The organism is Gluconobacter sp. Dm-74 (assembly GCF_018256135.1).
In the GTDB taxonomy this organism is placed as follows: Bacteria; Pseudomonadota; Alphaproteobacteria; order Acetobacterales; family Acetobacteraceae; genus Gluconobacter; species Gluconobacter cadivus.
Window position 1 is genome coordinate 103,997 of the sequence record NZ_JAERLX010000004.1, and the last position, 18,711, is coordinate 122,707.

The following is an 18,711-nucleotide window of genomic DNA, read 5'->3' on the forward strand; positions in this document are numbered from 1 at the left end:
GTTTCGGCGCATGAACGAACTCATGAAGATCCTGGGTCAGACCGGCCAGTCGGTGACCTTCGACCAGATCAAGATCCAGCTTGCATCCAGCGAGCAGGTGCGGTCCTGGTCTTACGGCGAAATCAAGAAGCCGGAGACCATTAACTACCGGACGTTCAAGCCCGAGCGTGACGGCCTGTTCTGTGCGCGTATCTTTGGCCCGATCAAGGATTACGAGTGCCTGTGCGGCAAGTATAAGCGGATGAAGTTCCGCGGCATTGTCTGCGAAAAATGCGGCGTTGAAGTCACGCTGGCCAAAGTGCGTCGCGAGCGCATGGGCCATATTGAGCTGGCATCGCCTGTCGCGCATATCTGGTTCCTGAAGTCGTTGCCGAGCCGTATCGCGACCATGTTGGATCTGCCGCTCAAGGACGTTGAGCCGGTTCTGTATTTCGAGAAATTCCTGATTCTCGACAAGGGCGTCTGTGAATCCGATCAGATCGACTCCTACAAGAACGGCAAGAAGCGCGACCAGTATCTGCTGGACGAAATCCGCTGCGAAGACCTGCTGGATGAATATCCCGACGCCGGTATCGACGTTGGAATCGGTGCGGAAGCCATCAAGCGCGCGCTTTCCAGCTATGACTGGGGCATTCCGAACGACCAGGAACGCGACCTGAGCCTTGCGGCAAAGGAAAAGGGCTTGCCGGATCCGTTCGACTATGACGCTGAAGTCATGGAAGGCGATTCCGAAAAGACCATGATGCGCAAGAAGCTGCGCAAGGCCACGTCGGAAGCCGCCCGCAAGAAGCTCGTCAAGCGCCTGAAGTTGGTCGAAGCCTTCGTGGAAAGCGGTTCGCGTCCGGACTGGATGATCATGGATATCGTGCCGGTCATTCCGCCGGAACTGCGTCCTCTGGTGCCGCTCGATGGCGGCCGTTTTGCAACGTCCGATCTGAACGATCTATACCGTCGCGTCATTAACCGTAACAACCGTTTGAAGCGGCTGATCGAGCTGCGTGCGCCGGACATCATTGTCCGTAACGAAAAGCGCATGCTGCAGGAAGCTGTCGATGCCCTGTTCGACAATGGCCGTCGTGGTCGCGCCATCACGGGTGCCAATAAGCGTCCGCTGAAGTCGCTGTCCGACATGCTGAAGGGCAAGCAGGGACGCTTCCGTCAGAACCTGCTCGGAAAGCGCGTCGACTATTCCGGTCGTTCGGTTATCGTGGTCGGCCCGGAACTGAAGCTGCATCAGTGTGGTCTTCCGAAGAAGATGGCGCTCGAACTCTTCAAGCCGTTCATCTATTCGAAGCTTGAGAAGTATGGTCACGCCACCACCATTAAGGCTGCAAAGCGCATGGTGGAAAAAGAGCGCCCGGAAGTCTGGGATATCCTCGAAGAAGTGATCCGCGAGCATCCGGTCATGCTGAACCGTGCGCCGACGCTTCATCGTCTGGGTATTCAGGCGTTCGAGCCGACGCTGATCGAAGGCAAGGCCATCCAGCTTCATCCGCTGGTCTGCACTGCGTTCAACGCCGACTTCGACGGCGATCAGATGGCCGTTCATGTGCCGCTGTCGCTTGAAGCTCAGCTTGAAGCTCGCGTCCTGATGATGTCCACGAACAACATCCTTAGCCCCGCGAACGGCAAGCCGATCATCGTGCCGTCTCAGGATATCGTTCTGGGCCTGTATTACCTGAGCCTTGAGGTTCCGGAATACCGCGAGACGCCGGATGATGCCGTCATCAAGGATGGTAAGGTCGTCACGGCTGCTCCGCCGGCTTATTCGGATGTTGCCGAAATCGAAAGCGCCATGCTTTCCGGCTCGCTCAAGCTGCATGACAAGATCCGTCTGCGTCTGGCGACGATTGACGCTGACGGCAAGTCCGTTCGTCAGACGATCGTCACGACGCCGGGTCGCGCCCTGATCGCGCAGATCCTGCCGAAGCATCAGGCCATCCCGTTCAGCCTGATCAACAAGCAGCTGACGAAGAAGAACGTGTCCGACGTGATCGACACGGTCTATCGTCACTGTGGTCAGAAGGAAGCGGTGATTTTCTGCGACCGCCTGATGGGGCTTGGTTTCCGTCACGCTGCTCGCGCCGGTATTTCCTTCGGCAAGGATGACATGATCATTCCGGATGCCAAGGCAACGCTGGTCGGCAAGACGTCGGAAGAAGTCAAGGAGTTCGAACAGCAGTATCAGGACGGTCTGATCACGGCTGGCGAGCGCTACAACAAGGTGGTCGATGCCTGGTCACGCTGCACGGACGAAGTCCAGGCTGCGATGCTCAAGGAGATCTCCAAGCAGGTCATTGGCAAGCCGACGAACTCGGTCTGGATGATGAGCCACTCCGGTGCCCGTGGGTCGCCGGCCCAGATGAAGCAGCTCGCCGGTATGCGCGGCCTGATGGTGAAGCCTTCGGGCGAGATTATCGAGCAGCCGATTATCGCGAACTTCAAAGAAGGTCTCTCGGTTCTCGATTACTTCACGTCCAGCCACGGTGCCCGTAAGGGTCTTGCGGATACGGCGCTGAAGACGGCGAACTCGGGTTACCTGACCCGTCGTCTGGTTGACGTGGCACAGGACTGCATCATCGTCGAGCCGGATTGCGGTACGGAACGCGGTCTGACGGTTCGCGCTGTCATGGATAGCGGCGAGGTTGTTTCCTCACTGTCCGAGCGTATTCTGGGCCGTACCCTGTCCAAGGATGTGCTGCACCCGGTCACGCAGGATGTCATCCTGCCGCGTAACACGCTGATTGAGGAAGCTGAAGCTGAACTCATCGAGAAGGCGGGCGTGGAGAGCGTTGATATCCGCTCCGTTCTGACCTGCGACAGCCGCGTCGGAATCTGTGGCCACTGCTACGGTCGCGATCTGGCGCGCGGTACGCCGGTCAATATCGGTGAAGCTGTCGGCGTTATCGCTGCACAGTCCATCGGTGAGCCGGGCACCCAGCTGACCATGCGTACCTTCCATATTGGTGGTGCAGCAACGCGTGGCGCCGAGCAGTCGATGGTCGAAGCGTCTCGCGATGGTATCGTGACGATCAAGAACCGGAACGTCGTCGAGAACTCGCAGAAGGTTCTGGTTGTGATGTCGCGTAACTGCGAAATCCTGCTGACCGACGAGAACGGTGTGGAGCGTGCCCGCTATCGTGTACCTTACGGTGCGCGTCTGATGGTCTCTGAAGGTGAAGCGGTGACGCGGACCCAGAAGATGGCCGAGTGGGACCCGTACACCCTGCCGATCATCACCGAGCAGGCTGGTACGGTCGAATATCTCGACCTGATTGACAGTATCACGCTCGTCGAGCGTATGGATGAGGTCACGGGTCTGAGCTCGAAGGTCGTCGTTGACTACAAGCAGGCAGCAAAAGGTGTGGATCTGCGTCCGCGTCTGCAGCTCAAGGATGCTTCCGGAAACGTCGTCAAGCTCGCCAACGGCAACGACGCTCGCTACTTCCTCTCGCCGGACAGTATTCTGTCGGTGGAGAACGGAGCAGAGGTCAATGCCGGTGACGTGCTGGCCCGTATTCCTCGCGAGGGGTCCAAGACGCGTGACATTACAGGTGGTCTGCCGCGTGTGGCCGAACTGTTCGAAGCGCGTCGTCCGAAGGATCATGCGATCATCGCCGAAGGCGAGGGACGTATTGAATTCGGTAAGGACTACAAGTCCAAGCGCTGTGTCATCGTCAAGAACGACGATACAGGTGAGGAGACGCAGTACCTGATCCCGAAGGGTAAGCACGTTTCCGTTCAGGAAGGCGACTTCGTCCAGAAGGGCGATCCGCTGGTCGACGGTCCGCGCGTGCCGCATGACATTCTCAAGGTCATGGGTGTCGAGGCCCTGTCCGACTATCTCGTCAACGAAATCCAGGACGTCTATCGACTGCAGGGTGTGAAGATCAATGACAAGCATATCGAAGTCATTGTTCGTCAGATGCTGCAGAAGGTGGAAATCCTCGAGCCGGGTGATTCGACCTATCTGATCGGTGAGACGGTGGACCGCATCGAGTACGAGGGTGAAAACCAGCGTCTGCTTGAGAACGGGGATACGCCTGCGAAAGCCATGCCGGTTCTGCAGGGCATCACAAAGGCCTCGCTGCAGACGCAGTCCTTCATCTCTGCGGCCTCCTTCCAGGAGACAACACGCGTCCTCACGGATGCGGCAACGTCGGGTAAGGTCGACACCCTCAACGGTCTTAAGGAGAACGTGATTGTCGGACGTCTGATCCCGGCAGGAACGGGCAGTGTGATGAACCGTCTGCGGGGCATCGCGGCCACTCAGGACCGTCAGCGTGTTGGTGGAACGTCGCAGGCAGCTGTCGAAGACGCAGCGGAATGAAAACGGGATCCCCGCTTTTAAAGAAGGCGGGGATCATCGCGTCCCGATTCTGGAAACTTTCAATGCAGAATCGGGCCATTTCAGCTGAACCACTTGACTTGGCGTCGAACCCTTCGTAGGTTCCGCGCCCTCGGCACATGCCTTCTCGGAAGGCTGAAAAAGCCGACGAAGTTTAAAGAATCGCATGCGGTGCCGCTAATTTCCCTTTGGGAAAAATGCCAAGGCCGCACGCTGGAGAGAGAAGGGAACAGTTCAGGCTGTTTCCTTTTCACGATGTGGAAATGGCAGGCGGTCCTACCGCATGTCGGTTGGAACAAATGTCACGACAGGAACAGCAATGTTGCTGTCTGAAATAGGACAAGGATTGGGAAGGGCGCATGCCGACCATCAACCAGTTGATCGCGAACGGCCGTGAGCCGGCCGCAAAGCGGAACAAGGTCCCCGCACTGCAGGGCTGCCCGCAGAAGCGCGGCGTTTGCACGCGTGTGTATACCGTAACGCCGAAGAAGCCGAACTCCGCTCTGCGTAAGGTCGCCAAGGTGCGTCTGACCAACGGGTATGAGGTCGTGAGCTACATTCCGGGTGAAGGTCATAACCTTCAGGAACACAGCGTTGTTCTGATCCGTGGTGGCCGCGTGAAGGATCTTCCTGGCGTCCGTTATCACATCCTGCGTGGTGTGCTTGATACACAGGGTCTCGCCAAGCGTCGTCAGCGTCGTTCGCTGTATGGCGCGAAGCGTCCGAAGTAAGAGGTATTTGGAATGAGTCGCCGTCACCGCGCTGTAAAGCGCGAGATCCTTCCCGATCCGAAGTTCGGAGACGTCGTCATTACGCGCTTCATGAATGCGCTGATGTACGATGGTAAGAAATCCACTGCCGAGGGCATCGTTTACGGTGCGCTCGAAGTCATGCGCCGTCGCGGCGGCACGACTGCAGATCCGGTGGCCATGTTCCACTCGGCTCTGGACAACGTGAAGCCTGCGGTTGAAGTCCGTTCGCGTCGCGTCGGTGGCGCAACCTATCAGGTTCCGGTTGAAGTCCGCGCCGAGCGTCGTCAGGCCCTCGCGATCCGCTGGCTGATCGACGCCTCCCGCAAGCGTGGCGAGAACACGATGCAGGAGCGTCTGTCCAACGAACTGATGGATGCGGTCAACAATCGTGGCTCCGCTGTCAAGAAGCGCGAAGACACGCACCGCATGGCTGAAGCCAACAAGGCATTCAGCCACTATCGCTGGTAATCAGAACCGGTTAAAGGGCTTCCGGCAGTGTCACGATCTCGGGATCGTACACTGACCGGTTTGAACTTTCAGTCTTACTCCCGTTCCAGGTGGAGCGGGGTTTTGGAGAAAGACGATGGCAAAGGCTAAATTTGAGCGGACGAAGCCGCACTGCAACATCGGCACCATCGGTCACGTCGATCACGGCAAGACCTCGCTGACTGCTGCAATCACCAAGGTGCTGGCAAAGTCCGGCGGCGCAACGTTCAGCGCCTACGACCAGATCGACAAGGCTCCTGAAGAGCGCGCTCGTGGCATCACCATTTCCACGGCTCACGTTGAGTACGAGACGGCCAACCGTCACTATGCTCACGTCGACTGCCCGGGCCATGCTGACTACGTGAAGAACATGATCACGGGTGCAGCTCAGATGGACGGCGCAATTCTCGTCGTTTCCGCTGCTGACGGTCCGATGCCCCAGACGCGTGAGCACATCCTGCTCGCTCGTCAGGTCGGCGTTCCGGCTCTGGTCGTGTTCCTGAACAAGGTTGACCAGGTTGATGACCCGGAGCTGCTCGAGCTCGTGGAAATGGAAGTTCGTGAACTTCTATCTTCCTACCAGTTCCCGGGCGACGATATCCCCATCGTCAAGGGCTCCGCTCTTGTGACGCTGGAAGATGGCGACGCAGCAATCGGTGAAGACCGCGTTCTCGAACTGATGACGCAGGTTGACGCTTACATCCCGCAGCCGGAGCGTCCGGTTGACCGTCCGTTCCTGATGCCGATCGAAGACGTGTTCTCGATCTCGGGTCGTGGTACGGTTGTCACGGGTCGTGTTGAGCGCGGCGTTGTCAACGTGGGTGACGAAGTCGAAATCGTCGGCCTGAAGGACACCATCAAGACGACCGTTACGGGCGTTGAGATGTTCCGCAAGCTGCTCGATCGCGGTGAAGCTGGTGACAACATCGGTGCACTGGTTCGTGGCACGAAGCGTGAAGACGTCGAGCGTGGCCAGGTTCTGGCAAAGCCCGGCTCCATCACGCCGCACAAGAACTTCAAGGCTGAGGCTTATATCCTCACGAAGGAAGAAGGCGGTCGTCACACGCCGTTCTTCACGAACTATCGCCCGCAGTTCTATTTCCGTACGACCGACGTCACGGGCGTCGTGACGCTGCCGGAAGGCACGGAAATGGTCATGCCGGGTGATAACGTTGCCATGGACGTGGAGCTGATCGCTCCGATCGCCATGGACGAAGGCCTGCGCTTCGCGATCCGCGAAGGTGGCCGTACCGTGGGTGCCGGTGTGGTTTCTTCCATCACCGCCTAAAGTCCTGCGTTTAGCTGTTGGCTTTGACAGCCCCGGTCAGATTTTTTCTGACCGGGGTTCCCTTTCAGGGGCAATGGCAGTAGGACGACACCCGAATTTTTGAGTTGGACGAACAAGAACATGGACAACCAGAACATCCGCATTCGCCTTAAGGCGTACGATCATCGCGTGCTGGACAACAGCACCAAAGAGATCGTAAACACGGCGAAGCGTACGGGTGCGCGGGTTCGGGGTCCGATCCCGCTGCCGACGCATATCGAACGGTTCACGGTGAACCGCTCGCCACACGTGGATAAGAAAAGCCGCGAACAGTTCGAAATTCGGACTCACCGCCGGCTGCTCGACATTGTCGAGCCGACCCCGCAGACCGTGGACGCCCTCATGAAGCTCGACCTCGCCGCTGGCGTGGACGTCGAGATCAAACTCTAAGGTCCAGACGATGCGAACCGGATTGATTGCAAAGAAGCTGGGAATGACCCGGCTGTTTAAGGAAGATGGCACGCATGTGCCTGTGACGGTCCTTCACCTTGACAATGTCGAGGTTGTGGATGCCCGCACGAACGAGCGCGATGGCTACACCGCCATTCAGCTCGGACTTGGTAATGCCAAGGTGAAGAATGTCACCAAGGCGAACCGTGGCCATTTCGCCCGGACCAAGGTCGAGCCAAAGAAGCATCTGGCAGAGTTCCGCGTCTCTGAAGACGCCCTGCTGGAAGCTGGAACCAAGCTGTCCGCTGCTCACTTCGTTGTGGGGCAGAAAGTTGACGTCACGGGCCAGAGCAAGGGCAAGGGTTTTGCGGGTGTTATGAAGCGTCATAACTTCGCAGGTCTCGAAGCATCCCACGGCGTCTCCATCAGCCACCGTTCCCACGGTTCTACAGGCCAGCGCCAGGATCCTGGCAAGGTCTTCAAGGGAAAGAAGATGGCAGGTCACATGGGTGACGAGCGTGTTACCACGCTGAACCTTGAGATCGCTGCCGTGGATGAAGAGCGCAACCTGATCATGGTTAGGGGTGCAATTCCTGGTGCGAAGAACGGCCTTGTGCTGATTCGCGATGCAATCAAGAAGGCTCGCCATGCTGATGCGCCGTACCCGGCAGCAACAGTGGCAGCCGCCGGTTGAGGACGAGGGGCATGGAATACGATATCAAGACCCTCGATAATGGTAGCGCAGGCTCTGTCGCGCTTCCGGAAGAGATTTTCGCGGTCACCCCGCGCTCGGACATCATGGCACGCGTCGTGCACTGGCAGCTGGCAAAGCGCCGCGCCGGTACGCACCGTACCAAGGGCATGGGTGAGATTTCTGGCACGACCAAGAAGCCTTTCCGTCAGAAGGGCACGGGTTCTGCCCGTCAGGGCTCCCTGCGTGCGCCGCAGTTTCGTACGGGTGGCGTTGTTCATGGTCCGGTCGTTCGCGATCACGGCTATGACCTTCCCAAGAAGGTCCGTCGTCTCGGCCTGATCTGCGCCCTGTCGCAGAAGGCTGCCGAGGGCAAGCTGATCGTTCTCGACGCAGCCAACGGTGTCACCAAGACCCGTGAAGCCGCAGCGAAGATCAAGGCTTTGGGCTGGACGTCCGCACTGATCGTTGATGGCGCTGTTGACGAGCAGTTCGCTCGCGCAATCGCCAATCTGCCGAAGATCGACGTTCTGCCGACCATTGGTGCAAACGTCTATGACATCCTCAACCACGACGTGCTGGTCATCACCCGCGCCGGTCTTGAGGGTCTTAAGGAGCGTCTGGCATGACCACCAATACCGTCATGAACGCACACAAGACTGCACAGAACATGTCTCAGGAAACCCTGTATGACGTGATCCGTGCACCGCTGATCACCGAAAAGGCGACGCTTCTTTCCGAGCGTAACCAGGTGGTGTTCAAGGTCGCTCCCGGTGCGACGAAGCCTCAGATCAAGGTCGCGGTTGAGAAACTCTTCAACGTGAAGGTGACCGGCGTGAGCACGCTGGTCCAGAAGGGCAAGGTCAAGCGCGTCAAGGGTCGTCCCGGCCGTCGCTCGGACATCAAGAAGGCGTATGTACAGCTTGCTGAAGGTCAGTCCATTGACCTTACAGCCAAGCTGGGCTGACGCGGGGTAGGATACCATGGCACTCAAGCACTTTAATCCCACGACGCCGAGCACACGCGGCACCGTGCTGATTGATCGCAGCGAGCTCTTCAAGGGCAAGCCGATCAAGCAGCTCACGGAAGGCAAGAACAAGTCCGGCGGCCGTAACAATCACGGTCGTACCACAGTTCGTTTCCGTGGCGGCGGGCACAAGCAGTCCTATCGTTATGTCGACTTCAAGCGTCGCAAGTTCGATGTGGCCGCAACGGTCGAGCGTCTCGAATACGATCCGAACCGCACGGCGTTCATTGCGCTGATCAAGTATGAAGACGGCGAACTCGCCTACATCCTTGCTCCGCAGCGCGTGAAGGTTGGCGATCGCGTCATCTCCGGCGCCCACACGGACGTCAAGCCTGGCAACGCCATGCCGCTGGGTGCAATGCCGGTCGGAACGATCGTGCATAACATCGAGCTGAAGCAGGGCGCTGGCGGCAAGCTGGCCCGTTCCGCTGGCACCTATGCCCAGCTGGTCGGTAAAGACGCCGGTTACGCTCAGATCAAGCTGCAGTCCGGTGAACTGCGTCTTGTTCGTGGTGAATGCATGGCAACCGTTGGTGCCGTGTCCAACCCGGACAACATGAACCAGCACATGGGCAAGGCTGGTCGTTCCCGCTGGCTCGGACGTCGTCCGCACAACCGTGGCGTTGTCATGAACCCGGTCGACCATCCGCATGGTGGTGGTGAAGGCCGGACCTCTGGTGGTCGTCACCCGGTTACGCCGTGGGGTGTTCCGACCAAGGGTTACAAGACGCGTGTTAACAAAAAGACGGATAGTCTGATCATCCGTCGCCGTAAGTCCGGCAAGTAAGAGGGGGCAAACAGAGATGGCACGTTCCGTCTGGAAGGGCCCGTTCGTTGACGGGTATCTGTTCGGTAAGGCCGAAGCGTCGCGCGCTTCGGGTCGTAATGAAGTGATCAAGATCTGGTCGCGTCGTTCGACGATCCTTCCGCAGTTCGTTGGACTTACGTTCGGCGTCTATAATGGTCACAAGTTCCTGCCAGTGCAGGTCACGGAGAACATGGTCGGTCACAAGTTCGGTGAGTTCTCGCCGACACGGACCTACACCGGTCATGGCTCTGACAAGAAGTCGAAGCGGGGCTGAAAATGAGCAAGCCAAAGCATATCCGCACGCTTGCTGACACGGAAGCGCAGGCTATCGCCCGCAACATCCGCGTCAGCCCGCAAAAGCTGAACCTGGTTGCGGCAATGATCCGCAACCAGCCGGCTGACAAGGCTATCGCCGCTCTTGCCTTCTCGCGTCGTCGTATCGCGCAGCAGGTCAAGAAGACTCTTGAGAGCGCCGTGGCCAACGCTGAGAACAACCATCAGCTCGATGTCGATCAGCTGGTGGTCAAGACTGCAGAAGTCGGCAAGTCCATTGTCATGAAGCGTTTCCACGCTCGTGGCCGTGGCCGTTCTTCTCAGATCCAGAAGTTCTTCAGCCACCTGAAGATTGTTGTTGCCGAGCGTGCGGAAGCACCGGAAGAGACGAAGCCGTCTCGCGGAACCAACAAAGAGCAGAAGGCAGCCTGATCCATGGGACATAAGGTCAATCCGATCGGGCTTCGGCTCGGCGTCAACCGTACCTGGGACAGCCGCTGGTACGCTGGTCAAGATTATGCGCGTCTGCTGCATGAAGATCTGAAGCTTCGTGCGTTCCTGCGTCGCAAGCTGTCCGGCGCAGGCGTGTCCCGCGTTGTTATCGAGCGTCCGGCAAAGAAGCCCCGCGTGACGATCTACGCTGCCCGTCCGGGCGTCGTGATCGGCAAGAAGGGCCAGGACATCGACGCGCTCCGCAAGGAACTGAGCCGTATGGCTAAGACCGATGTGGCGCTGAACATCGTCGAGATCCGCAAGCCGGAAATCGATGCCACTCTCGTTGCCGAGAACATTGCTCAGCAGCTGGAGCGTCGCGTTGCATTCCGTCGTGCCATGAAGCGCGCAATCCAGTCCGCAATGCGTTTGGGTGCCCAGGGCATCCGGATCACCTGCGGTGGTCGTCTGGGTGGTGCTGAAATCGCTCGTGCCGAAAAGTATCGTGAGGGACGCGTTCCCCTGCATACCCTTCGCGCCGATATCGATTACGGTACGGCAACTGCCAAGACAACGTATGGTACCTGCGGTGTGAAGGTATGGATCTTCAAGGGTGAGATCCTGGCTCATGACCCGCTGGCACAGGATCGTCGTGCTGCGGAGCAGGCTCCCCAGCGTTAAGACTGTGAGCGAAAGCTCACAGTTCCTTTGCTGGTGCTGATTTGAGGATTTAACAACATGCTTTCCCCGAAGCGGACAAAGTTTCGTAAGGCCCACAAGGGCCGCATTCACGGTCTGGCGAAAAGCGGAACCCAGCTGAACTTCGGTGCCTTCGGCCTGAAGGCGCTGGAGCCGGAGCGGATTACCGCTCGCCAGATCGAAGCCTCCCGTCGTGCGATCACGCGTGCCATGAAGCGTGCCGGTCGCGTGTGGATTCGTATCTTTCCGGATACTCCGGTCTCGACAAAGCCTGCAGAAGTGCGTATGGGCTCCGGTAAGGGTAACCCCGAGTACTGGGCCGCACGTGTCAAGCCGGGTCGTATCCTGTTCGAGATCGAAGGCGTTCCGCCTGAGGTTGCCAAGCTGGCCCTGAGTCTGGGGGCTGCAAAGCTTCCGATCAAGACCAAGTTCGTTCAGCGTATCGGAGACGCGTAATGGCCGACACGTACAAGCCTGCCGATCTGCGCGCGAAGAGCGAAGATGAGCTGAATGCTCTTCTGCTCGACCTCAAGCGCGAACAGATCAACCATCGTTTTTCGGCTGCCACGGGGCAGTCGGAGAACACAAGCCGCGTCAAGGTCGTGCGCCGTGCAGTAGCACGTATCAAGACACTGGCTCACACATCGAAGAACCGTGCGGGCGCCAAAACGTCCGCCGCTAAGTCCTGAGAGGAGACGGACGATGCCAAGGCGCGTCCTGACAGGTCGGGTCACGAGCGACAAGATGGACAAGACGGTCACCGTTCTTGTCGATCGTCGCATCATGCACCCGCTCTACAAAAAGTTTATTCGCCGCTCCAAGAAGTACGCGGCTCATGACGAAGAAAACGTCTGCCAAACGGGCGATCTGGTCCGCATTGAAGAATGCGCGCCGATCTCCAAGCGCAAGACGTGGTCTGTCGTGTCGCGCAACGGTGAGGAGCTGGCTGCAGCGTCCTCTTCCGTCAGCGCATAAGGGGGTAGGCACATGATTCATCCCGAGACCAACCTTGACGTCGCCGATAACTCCGGCGCACGTCGGGTGCAGTGCATCAAGGTGCTGGGCGGCTCCAAGCGGAAGACTGCCTCGGTCGGCGACGTCATTGTCGTGTCCGTCAAGGAAGCAATTCCCCGCGGCAAGGTGAAGAAGGGTGACGTCCATCAGGCCGTTATCGTTCGCACCTCCTACCCGGTTCGTCGTGCAGATGGCTCCGCCATCCGCTTCGACAAGAATGCCGCTGTTCTTCTGAACAAGCAGCAGGAGCCGATTGGTACGCGTATCTTTGGCCCGGTGGTTCGTGAACTGCGTGCGCGCAAATTCATGAAGATCATCTCGCTGGCTCCGGAGGTGCTGTAATGGCTGCTCGTATCAAGAAGGGTGACCAGGTTCTGGTCCTCTCCGGCAAGTCCCGTGGCGTTCGCGGCGAAGTTCTCGCTGTGATGCCGAAGGCCGAAAAGGCTGTTGTGCGCGGCGTGGCTATTGCCAAGCGTCACACGAAGCCCAACCGCGCAGGCGGAGAAGGTGGAATCATCGAGCGCGAAATGCCGATCCATCTTTCCAACCTGAAGCTGGTTGATCCGAAGAGCGGCAAGCCGACGCGTGTTGGCTTCCGCATTCTGGAAGACGGTCGCAAGGTTCGTGTTGCCAAGGCAACCGGCGAAGTGATCGAAGGCTGAGGAACGCAACAATGAGCGAACAGAAGAACGCTTTGCCGCGTCTGCACCAGCGTTACGAAGATGTGCTGAAGAAGCAGCTTCGTGAGCAGTTTGGTTATGCCAACGAACTCCAGGTTCCCAAGCTCGAGAAGATCGTGCTGAACATGGGCGTTGGTGAAGCCGCCGGTGACCAGAAGAAGCTTGATGCCGCTTTTGCGGAAATGACCGTGATTTCGGGTCAGAAGCCTGTCAAGACCCTTGCTCGCAAGGCCATTGCTGGATTCAAGATCCGCGAAGGTCTGCCCATTGGCTGTAAGGTCACGCTCCGTCGTGCCCGCATGTACGAGTTTCTTGACCGTCTGGTGACGATCGCCATGCCACGCATCCGCGATTTCCGCGGCCTGCCGGCAAACAAGGGCTTTGATGGACACGGCAATTTTGCCATGGGCATCAAGGAACAGATCGTGTTTCCTGAGATCGAGTATGACAAGATCGATGCCGTTCGCGGTATGGACATCATTTTCGTGACCAGCGCCAAGTCTGATGCTGAAGCAAAGGCCCTGCTGAAGGCCTTTGATCTGCCGTTCAACGGCTGATCCATAATTTTTCAGACCGATCACGGTTAAAATCAGGATTCGGCCTTCCATTGGAAGGCCGCTTTCCTTTATAGACACGCTGATTGGAAAACCGTCGGGATAGGCCTGACAGGTTCCGGGAGAAAATTCGAGATGGCGAAGGTCTCAGCGGTAAACCGTAATAACCATCGCGCTGCCCTGGTGAAGCGCGACAAGGAAAAGCGGACCGCTCTCAAGAACATCATCAAGGATCGTACACTGTCGGTTGAAGACCGCTTTGATGCGACCCTTAAGCTGGCCCAGATGCCGCGCAATGGATCCGCGACCCGTGTCCGTCTGCGTTGCAAACTTTCTGGTCGCCCCCGTGCCAACTATCGCAAGTTCGAGCTGAGCCGTATTGCTCTGCGTGATCTTGCCTCCGCCGGCCAGATTCCTGGCATGGTCAAGTCGAGCTGGTAAAGGGTAGATCGAATGTCTTTGTCTGATCCACTGGGCGATATGCTGACCCGGATCCGCAATGCACAGCGTGCCCGTCATGCTGTCTGCGTTGCGCCTGCATCCAAGCTGCGCGCAAGCGTTCTGGAAGCCCTGAAGCGTGAAGGCTACATCCGTGGCTTTGCTGCTGAAGAGCTTCGCAAGGGTGTCGCACAGCTCCGTATCGAGTTGAAGTATGTAGAAGGCCAGCCGGTCATCAAGGAAATCCATCGCGTTTCCAAGCCCGGCCGTCGCGTCTACTCGAAGATCAAGGAACTTCCGCGCGTTTATGCCGGCCTTGGTGTGTCGATCCTGTCCACCCCGCGTGGCGTCCTGTCGGACGTCGAGGCTCGCGCTGCCAACGTTGGCGGCGAGGTCCTCTGCCGCGTCTTCTAAGGAGGATCGCATGTCTCGCGTAGGTAAATATCCCGTCGAAGTTCCGGCTGGCGTGCAGGTTTCTCTTGCTGATGGCGTCTTCAAGGCCAAGGGCAAGCTGGGTGAACTGACTGTGCCGGTTTCCCGTCATGTGGAAGTCAAGATCGAGGGCGGCAACGTCTCCGTCGCTCCTGTCGGTCGTCGCTCCCGCGAAAACTGGACCATGTGGGGAACGACCCGCGCTCTGATCGCCAATACGGTCAAGGGTGTGTCTGACGGTTTCACCAAGGGGCTTGAAATTCAGGGTACGGGTTTCCGTGCTGCTGTTCAGGGTTCCAATCTGGTGATGAACCTCGGCTTCTCGCACGATGTTGTCTATCCGATTCCGGAAGGCATCAAGATCACCACTCCGCGTCCGACCGCGATTGTCGTTGAAGGCAATGACAAGCAGCGTGTTGGTCAGGTTGCGCTCGATATTCGCAGCTTCCGCAAGCCGGAGCCCTATAAGGGCAAGGGCGTTCGGTACGACACCGAGGTTCTGCGTCGCAAGGAAGGTAAGAAGAAGTAATGGCAACGCAGCAAGGATTGCAGGAACGCCGCCGTCAGCGGCTGCGCTTCCAGCTTCGTCGCAAGAGCGGCGGCCGGCCGCGTCTGTCGGTCTTCCGTTCCAGCAAGCACATTCACGCCCAGATCATCGACGATGCGCAGGGCCGTACACTCGCCAGCGCCTCCACGCTGGAGAAGACGCTTCGCGACGCTGGCAAGACCGGTGCCGATGTGTCCGCGGCTACGGTTATCGGCAAGCTGATTGCCGAGCGTGGTGTCGCGGCTGGCGTCAAGACCGTCGTGTTCGACCGCGGCTCTTATCTGTATCATGGCCGGGTCAAAGCCCTGGCAGAGGCTGCCCGTGAGGGCGGACTCTCGTTCTAAGGAGATCACACATGGCACGTGAGCCAAGAGAAGGCGGCCGTGGTGGTCGTGAGCGCGAGCAGGGCGATGATCTGATCGACAAGCTCGTCACCATCAACCGTGTTGCCAAAGTCGTAAAGGGTGGTCGCCGTTTTGCGTTCGCCGCCCTCGTTGTTGTCGGTGATCAGAAGGGTCGCGTTGGTTACGGTGCGGGCAAGGCTCGTGAAGTTCCCGAGGCAATCCGCAAGGCAACCGAGCGTGCAAAGCGCACGATGATCCGTGTGCCGATGAAGGAAGGTCGTACCCTCCATCACGACACGTTCGGTCATTACGGTGCTGGCAAGGTTGTTGTTCGTGCGGCTGAAGCCGGTACGGGTATCATCGCTGGTGGTCCGATGCGCGCAGTGTTCGAAAGCCTCGGCGTCAATGACGTTGTGGCCAAGAGCCTGGGAACGCGGAACCCGCACAACATGATCAAGGCAACTTTCGCTGCGCTTGAAAAGGCCAGCAGCCCGCGTCATGTTGCGTCCCGTCGCGGCAAGAAAGCTGCTGAACTGTTTGGCAAGCGCGAGCAGGGCCAGACAGAAGCGGAGGTGACAAATGGCTGAGAATGGCAAGACCGTTCAGGTTACGCAGATCGCTTCGGTCATCGGTCGTAAACCGGGCCAGGCTGAGACCATCATTGGTCTTGGTCTGCGTGGAATTGGTTCCACGCGCACGCTGGAGGATACTCCGGCCGTGCGTGGAATGATCCGCAAGGTTGCCCACCTCATCAAGGTGGAGGGTTGAAATGAACCTCAACGAACTGCGTGACAACGAGGGTTCTCGTTATCGCAAGAAGCGTCTTGGACGTGGCATCGGGTCCGGCAAGGGCAAGACGTCAGGCCGTGGCGTTAAGGGTCAGAAGGCTCGTGAAGGCGTCTCGCTCAATGGCTTCGAGGGTGGTCAGCTTCCGCTGTACCGTCGTATGCCGAAGCGTGGCTTCGTGAACATTTTCCGCAAGGAATATGCTCCGGTGAACCTCGGTGCGATCTCCAAGGCCATCGAAAACGGAAAGCTGGACAAGGCTGCAACCGTCACTGAGGAGACCCTGCGTAAGGCTGGTCTTGTCAACGGAAGCAAGCTGGCCGGTGTCCGTCTTCTGGCCCATGGTGAACTCTCGCATGGCGTGACCATCGAAGTTGCTGGCGCCTCTGCTGCTGCTCTGGCAGCAGTCGAGAAGGCTGGTGGTACCGTTAAGGTGCTCGAGACCAAGAAGGACGCCCAGGCTGAGGCCTGAGTTCTCTTCTCCCGGGCTTTGTCCGGGTTAGGGTTGGATAGTGAACAGCGTCCCGTGCTTATGTGCGGCGACGCTGTTTTCATGAAAGGACAGGTGGATGGCTTCCGCAGCAGAGCAGCTCGCCGCCAATCTCAATATGAGTTCGTTTTCCAAGGCGACCGAACTCAAGAAGCGCATCTGGTTTACTCTCGGAGCGCTGATCGTCTATCGACTTGGCACCTATATTCCGGTGCCCGGCGTCGATGCGACCGTGATGGGGCAGCTTCTTGCCCAGCATCAGGGTGGCATTCTGGGGATGTTCGACATGTTCACGGGCGGTGCGCTTGGGCGTATGACCGTGTTCGCATTGAATATCATGCCGTATATCAGCGCCTCGATCATTATTCAGCTTCTTTCCACGGCGCTTCCTTCCATGGAAGCGATGAAGAAGGAAGGTGAGGCGGGTCGTAAAAAGCTCAATCAGTACACGCGCTATCTTACTGTGTTTATCGCTCTTTTCCAGGCTTACGGCATTGCCGTCGGGCTTGAAAACATGACGGCGCATGGTGCGAATGCTGTGGTAGCTCCGGGAGCGTTCTTCATTGCCTCCTGTGTGGTGACGCTTGTCGGCGGGACGATGTTCCTGATGTGGCTGGGCGAGCAGATTACGTCCAGGGGTGTCGGGAATGGCATTTCCCTCATCATCTTTGCGGGTATCGTCGCCAATCTGCCGAATGCTCTGGCCAGTCTTTTCGAACTGGGACGGACAGGAGCGCTTTCGCCAATTTTCGTGGTGATTTTTCTGGTTCTGGCGATTGCTGTCATTGGCTTCATCGTCTTCATGGAGCAGGCACAGCGTCGCGTTGTGATTCAGTATCCGAAGCGTCAGGTCGGAAACCGTATTTTCGGCGGTGACTCCACCCACATGCCGCTGAAGGTCAACACTGCCGGTGTTATTCCACCGATCTTTGCATCGTCCGTATTGCTGATTCCTGTGACCATTTCCGGTTTCATGAACGGTCATTCGATGCCGGGATGGCTCTCCATTCTGGGGCAGCAGCTTGGCCAAGGGCAGCCGCTCTACATGCTGTTCTATGCTGCGATGATCCTGTTCTTCTCCTATTTCTATGCGGCGATTACATTCAATCCCGAGGAAACGGCAGAGAACCTGCGGAAGCAGGGTGGCTTCATTCCGGGCATTCGGCCGGGTGCGAGCACGGCTACGTATTTTGACAGGATCCTGTCCCGTCTGACCGCGATCGGCGCTCTGTATCTGGTTGTGGTGTGTCTGTTGCCGCAGATTTTGATCAGCAAATATAATGTCCCGTTCTATTTTGGGGGGACGAGTCTGATCATTATCGTCTCGGTCACGATTGATACGGTCACGCAGATTCAGTCTCATCTGGTGGCGCATCAGTATTCGGGTCTGATCCGCAAGCAACGTAGTCGCGGAAGCCGTGGCGGAGTGCAGGGAGGCACGAGACGTCGATGAACATCATTCTTCTTGGGCCGCCCGGAGCCGGCAAGGGAACACAGGCCAAACGGCTTGAAGCCCTCTATGGCTTCAAGCAGATTTCCACGGGCGATATGCTGCGCGCTGAGGTGGCCGCTGGTTCGGCAATTGGCAACGAAGCCAAGGCGATCATGGAGAAGGGACAGTTCGTTCCAGACCCGATTATCGTTGCCATGATTCAGAACCGTATCGCACAACCGGATTGCCAGCGTGGATTCATCCTTGATGGCTTTCCCCGGACAGAAAGTCAGGCCGAGGCGCTCGATGCGATGCTGTCTCTGCGTGATCTGACAATCGGTGCGGTCATTCTGCTGGACGTCAACGAAGACGAACTTGTGGAGCGTATCGCCAGCCGCAAAAGTGAGGACGGAACGCGGCGTCCGGACGACAACCCCGAGGTTGTCCGTGCGCGTCTGGATGTCTATCGCAAGCAGACCGCTCCGATCCTCCCTTATTATGAAAAGGCCGGGCGTCTGCTTCATGTCGACGGCATGAAGGACGTTGAAAGTGTTGGCAAAGCACTCGATGCCATCGTGACAGGCACGGCAAAAAACTGAGTTTCAGACAGATATCACGAAAAAGTGATCTCTATTATTTGACTCAGGTGGGGTGGGCAGTCTATTGCGCGCCCTCGACATAGGTGTAGCCAAACTGTTCGTGCGTCTGCCGGAATCGGTAGGCAGCAGGTTTGGCTACAAGATCATCGACCTGGCCATGGC

General features: G+C 58.0%; 27 protein-coding genes. All 27 read left to right on the forward strand.

All coding sequences use genetic code 11. The features are described 5' to 3' along the window. Positions 1-10 precede the first annotated feature (10 nt). Positions 11-4,330 (forward strand): DNA-directed RNA polymerase subunit beta', encoded by a 4,320-nt coding sequence (gene rpoC, locus JK208_RS08160; RefSeq protein WP_194262295.1) that lies wholly within the window; start codon positions 11-13, stop codon positions 4,328-4,330. A 377-nt stretch (positions 4,331-4,707) separates the two neighbouring features. Then, entirely contained in the window at positions 4,708-5,079 is a 372-nt protein-coding gene (gene rpsL, locus JK208_RS08165; RefSeq protein ID WP_011251969.1) for a 30S ribosomal protein S12, read from the forward strand. 12 nt (positions 5,080-5,091) lie between these two features. Next, a complete protein-coding gene (gene rpsG, locus JK208_RS08170) occupies positions 5,092-5,568 on the forward strand; it encodes a 30S ribosomal protein S7 (RefSeq protein ID WP_011251968.1) in 477 nt (158 codons plus the stop codon). A 115-nt stretch (positions 5,569-5,683) separates the two neighbouring features. After that, complete coding sequence (gene tuf / locus JK208_RS08175; RefSeq protein WP_099286920.1) at positions 5,684-6,874, forward strand: elongation factor Tu; 1,191 nt, start codon at positions 5,684-5,686, stop codon at positions 6,872-6,874. Positions 6,875-6,994: 120 nt separating this feature from the next. Next, positions 6,995-7,303: a 30S ribosomal protein S10 gene (gene rpsJ / locus JK208_RS08180; protein WP_007282720.1), complete on the forward strand. Its 309-nt coding sequence runs from the start codon at positions 6,995-6,997 to the stop codon at positions 7,301-7,303. 10 nt (positions 7,304-7,313) lie between these two features. After that, positions 7,314-7,997, forward strand: a complete 684-nt coding sequence (gene rplC / locus JK208_RS08185) for a 50S ribosomal protein L3 (protein ID WP_041110841.1) — start codon at positions 7,314-7,316, stop codon at positions 7,995-7,997. An 11-nt stretch (positions 7,998-8,008) separates the two neighbouring features. Further along, positions 8,009-8,623, forward strand: coding sequence for a 50S ribosomal protein L4 (gene rplD, locus JK208_RS08190; protein WP_099286919.1), 615 nt, complete (start codon positions 8,009-8,011; stop codon positions 8,621-8,623). Between the two features lie 41 nt (positions 8,624-8,664). Continuing rightward, entirely contained in the window at positions 8,665-8,961 is a 297-nt protein-coding gene (locus tag JK208_RS08195) for a 50S ribosomal protein L23 (RefSeq protein ID WP_194255033.1), read from the forward strand. A 16-nt stretch (positions 8,962-8,977) separates the two neighbouring features. Next, positions 8,978-9,808 carry a 50S ribosomal protein L2 gene (gene rplB, locus JK208_RS08200; RefSeq protein ID WP_099286917.1) on the forward strand — a complete coding sequence of 277 codons (831 nt, stop codon included), beginning with the start codon at positions 8,978-8,980 and terminating at the stop codon, positions 9,806-9,808. A gap of 16 nt (positions 9,809-9,824) precedes the next feature. Then, a complete protein-coding gene (rpsS, locus tag JK208_RS08205; RefSeq protein WP_011251962.1) occupies positions 9,825-10,103 on the forward strand; it encodes a 30S ribosomal protein S19 in 279 nt (92 codons plus the stop codon). A 2-nt stretch (positions 10,104-10,105) separates the two neighbouring features. After that, positions 10,106-10,534, forward strand: a complete 429-nt coding sequence (gene rplV, locus JK208_RS08210) for a 50S ribosomal protein L22 (protein WP_062029303.1) — start codon at positions 10,106-10,108, stop codon at positions 10,532-10,534. A 3-nt stretch (positions 10,535-10,537) separates the two neighbouring features. Next, positions 10,538-11,215, forward strand: coding sequence for a 30S ribosomal protein S3 (rpsC, locus tag JK208_RS08215; protein ID WP_011251960.1), 678 nt, complete (start codon positions 10,538-10,540; stop codon positions 11,213-11,215). A gap of 57 nt (positions 11,216-11,272) precedes the next feature. Then, entirely contained in the window at positions 11,273-11,689 is a 417-nt protein-coding gene (gene rplP, locus JK208_RS08220; protein ID WP_011251959.1) for a 50S ribosomal protein L16, read from the forward strand. Continuing rightward, a complete protein-coding gene (gene rpmC / locus JK208_RS08225) occupies positions 11,689-11,922 on the forward strand; it encodes a 50S ribosomal protein L29 (protein WP_062029304.1) in 234 nt (77 codons plus the stop codon). The genes rplP and rpmC overlap by 1 nt, the downstream gene beginning before the upstream one ends. A gap of 13 nt (positions 11,923-11,935) precedes the next feature. Then, positions 11,936-12,208 (forward strand): 30S ribosomal protein S17, encoded by a 273-nt coding sequence (gene rpsQ, locus JK208_RS08230; protein WP_194262297.1) that lies wholly within the window; start codon positions 11,936-11,938, stop codon positions 12,206-12,208. Positions 12,209-12,220: 12 nt separating this feature from the next. After that, positions 12,221-12,589 carry a 50S ribosomal protein L14 gene (gene rplN / locus JK208_RS08235; protein WP_011251956.1) on the forward strand — a complete coding sequence of 123 codons (369 nt, stop codon included), beginning with the start codon at positions 12,221-12,223 and terminating at the stop codon, positions 12,587-12,589. Next, complete coding sequence (rplX, locus tag JK208_RS08240) at positions 12,589-12,909, forward strand: 50S ribosomal protein L24 (protein WP_146859703.1); 321 nt, start codon at positions 12,589-12,591, stop codon at positions 12,907-12,909. Before rplN ends, rplX begins: the two co-directional genes overlap by 1 nt. An 11-nt stretch (positions 12,910-12,920) precedes the next feature. After that, the gene (gene rplE, locus JK208_RS08245) at positions 12,921-13,484 is read left to right on the forward strand and encodes a 50S ribosomal protein L5 (RefSeq protein ID WP_099286916.1); all 564 of its coding nucleotides are present in this window, start codon (positions 12,921-12,923) and stop codon (positions 13,482-13,484) included. Between the two features lie 132 nt (positions 13,485-13,616). After that, on the forward strand, positions 13,617-13,922 hold the full coding sequence (gene rpsN / locus JK208_RS08250; RefSeq protein WP_011251953.1) for a 30S ribosomal protein S14: 306 nt from the start codon (positions 13,617-13,619) through the stop codon (positions 13,920-13,922). Between the two features lie 12 nt (positions 13,923-13,934). Beyond that, a complete protein-coding gene (gene rpsH, locus JK208_RS08255) occupies positions 13,935-14,333 on the forward strand; it encodes a 30S ribosomal protein S8 (RefSeq protein ID WP_011251952.1) in 399 nt (132 codons plus the stop codon). A gap of 10 nt (positions 14,334-14,343) precedes the next feature. Further along, positions 14,344-14,880: a 50S ribosomal protein L6 gene (rplF, locus tag JK208_RS08260; protein WP_211575417.1), complete on the forward strand. Its 537-nt coding sequence runs from the start codon at positions 14,344-14,346 to the stop codon at positions 14,878-14,880. Beyond that, the gene (gene rplR, locus JK208_RS08265) at positions 14,880-15,242 is read left to right on the forward strand and encodes a 50S ribosomal protein L18 (protein WP_146859707.1); all 363 of its coding nucleotides are present in this window, start codon (positions 14,880-14,882) and stop codon (positions 15,240-15,242) included. The genes rplF and rplR overlap by 1 nt, the downstream gene beginning before the upstream one ends. A gap of 11 nt (positions 15,243-15,253) precedes the next feature. After that, positions 15,254-15,829 (forward strand): 30S ribosomal protein S5, encoded by a 576-nt coding sequence (rpsE, locus tag JK208_RS08270; protein WP_099286913.1) that lies wholly within the window; start codon positions 15,254-15,256, stop codon positions 15,827-15,829. Continuing rightward, positions 15,822-16,010, forward strand: coding sequence for a 50S ribosomal protein L30 (gene rpmD / locus JK208_RS08275; protein ID WP_194262298.1), 189 nt, complete (start codon positions 15,822-15,824; stop codon positions 16,008-16,010). The genes rpsE and rpmD overlap by 8 nt, the downstream gene beginning before the upstream one ends. Before the next feature lies 1 nt (position 16,011). Further along, a complete protein-coding gene (gene rplO, locus JK208_RS08280) occupies positions 16,012-16,500 on the forward strand; it encodes a 50S ribosomal protein L15 (RefSeq protein WP_194262299.1) in 489 nt (162 codons plus the stop codon). A gap of 97 nt (positions 16,501-16,597) precedes the next feature. Then, positions 16,598-17,971: a preprotein translocase subunit SecY gene (gene secY, locus JK208_RS08285; protein WP_211575419.1), complete on the forward strand. Its 1,374-nt coding sequence runs from the start codon at positions 16,598-16,600 to the stop codon at positions 17,969-17,971. After that, positions 17,968-18,549, forward strand: a complete 582-nt coding sequence (locus tag JK208_RS08290; RefSeq protein ID WP_211575420.1) for an adenylate kinase — start codon at positions 17,968-17,970, stop codon at positions 18,547-18,549. The genes secY and JK208_RS08290 overlap by 4 nt, the downstream gene beginning before the upstream one ends. Positions 18,550-18,711 lie beyond the last annotated feature (162 nt).

Excerpts from the sequence above, each read along its gene's own strand:
- rpoC (WP_194262295.1), top strand. The coding sequence starts at position 11 with ATGAACGAACTCATGAAGATCCTGGGTCAGACCGGCCAGTCGGTGACC.
- rpsL (WP_011251969.1), top strand. The coding sequence starts at position 4,708 with ATGCCGACCATCAACCAGTTGATCGCGAACGGCCGTGAGCCGGCCGCA.
- rpsG (WP_011251968.1), top strand. The coding sequence starts at position 5,092 with ATGAGTCGCCGTCACCGCGCTGTAAAGCGCGAGATCCTTCCCGATCCG.
- tuf (WP_099286920.1), top strand. The coding sequence starts at position 5,684 with ATGGCAAAGGCTAAATTTGAGCGGACGAAGCCGCACTGCAACATCGGC.
- rpsJ (WP_007282720.1), top strand. The coding sequence starts at position 6,995 with ATGGACAACCAGAACATCCGCATTCGCCTTAAGGCGTACGATCATCGC.
- rplC (WP_041110841.1), top strand. The coding sequence starts at position 7,314 with ATGCGAACCGGATTGATTGCAAAGAAGCTGGGAATGACCCGGCTGTTT.
- rplD (WP_099286919.1), top strand. The coding sequence starts at position 8,009 with ATGGAATACGATATCAAGACCCTCGATAATGGTAGCGCAGGCTCTGTC.
- JK208_RS08195 (WP_194255033.1), top strand. The coding sequence starts at position 8,665 with ATGTCTCAGGAAACCCTGTATGACGTGATCCGTGCACCGCTGATCACC.
- rplB (WP_099286917.1), top strand. The coding sequence starts at position 8,978 with ATGGCACTCAAGCACTTTAATCCCACGACGCCGAGCACACGCGGCACC.
- rpsS (WP_011251962.1), top strand. The coding sequence starts at position 9,825 with ATGGCACGTTCCGTCTGGAAGGGCCCGTTCGTTGACGGGTATCTGTTC.
- rplV (WP_062029303.1), top strand. The coding sequence starts at position 10,106 with ATGAGCAAGCCAAAGCATATCCGCACGCTTGCTGACACGGAAGCGCAG.
- rpsC (WP_011251960.1), top strand. The coding sequence starts at position 10,538 with ATGGGACATAAGGTCAATCCGATCGGGCTTCGGCTCGGCGTCAACCGT.
- rplP (WP_011251959.1), top strand. The coding sequence starts at position 11,273 with ATGCTTTCCCCGAAGCGGACAAAGTTTCGTAAGGCCCACAAGGGCCGC.
- rpmC (WP_062029304.1), top strand. The coding sequence starts at position 11,689 with ATGGCCGACACGTACAAGCCTGCCGATCTGCGCGCGAAGAGCGAAGAT.
- rpsQ (WP_194262297.1), top strand. The coding sequence starts at position 11,936 with ATGCCAAGGCGCGTCCTGACAGGTCGGGTCACGAGCGACAAGATGGAC.
- rplN (WP_011251956.1), top strand. The coding sequence starts at position 12,221 with ATGATTCATCCCGAGACCAACCTTGACGTCGCCGATAACTCCGGCGCA.
- rplX (WP_146859703.1), top strand. The coding sequence starts at position 12,589 with ATGGCTGCTCGTATCAAGAAGGGTGACCAGGTTCTGGTCCTCTCCGGC.
- rplE (WP_099286916.1), top strand. The coding sequence starts at position 12,921 with ATGAGCGAACAGAAGAACGCTTTGCCGCGTCTGCACCAGCGTTACGAA.
- rpsN (WP_011251953.1), top strand. The coding sequence starts at position 13,617 with ATGGCGAAGGTCTCAGCGGTAAACCGTAATAACCATCGCGCTGCCCTG.
- rpsH (WP_011251952.1), top strand. The coding sequence starts at position 13,935 with ATGTCTTTGTCTGATCCACTGGGCGATATGCTGACCCGGATCCGCAAT.
- rplF (WP_211575417.1), top strand. The coding sequence starts at position 14,344 with ATGTCTCGCGTAGGTAAATATCCCGTCGAAGTTCCGGCTGGCGTGCAG.
- rplR (WP_146859707.1), top strand. The coding sequence starts at position 14,880 with ATGGCAACGCAGCAAGGATTGCAGGAACGCCGCCGTCAGCGGCTGCGC.
- rpsE (WP_099286913.1), top strand. The coding sequence starts at position 15,254 with ATGGCACGTGAGCCAAGAGAAGGCGGCCGTGGTGGTCGTGAGCGCGAG.
- rpmD (WP_194262298.1), top strand. The coding sequence starts at position 15,822 with ATGGCTGAGAATGGCAAGACCGTTCAGGTTACGCAGATCGCTTCGGTC.
- rplO (WP_194262299.1), top strand. The coding sequence starts at position 16,012 with ATGAACCTCAACGAACTGCGTGACAACGAGGGTTCTCGTTATCGCAAG.
- secY (WP_211575419.1), top strand. The coding sequence starts at position 16,598 with ATGGCTTCCGCAGCAGAGCAGCTCGCCGCCAATCTCAATATGAGTTCG.
- JK208_RS08290 (WP_211575420.1), top strand. The coding sequence starts at position 17,968 with ATGAACATCATTCTTCTTGGGCCGCCCGGAGCCGGCAAGGGAACACAG.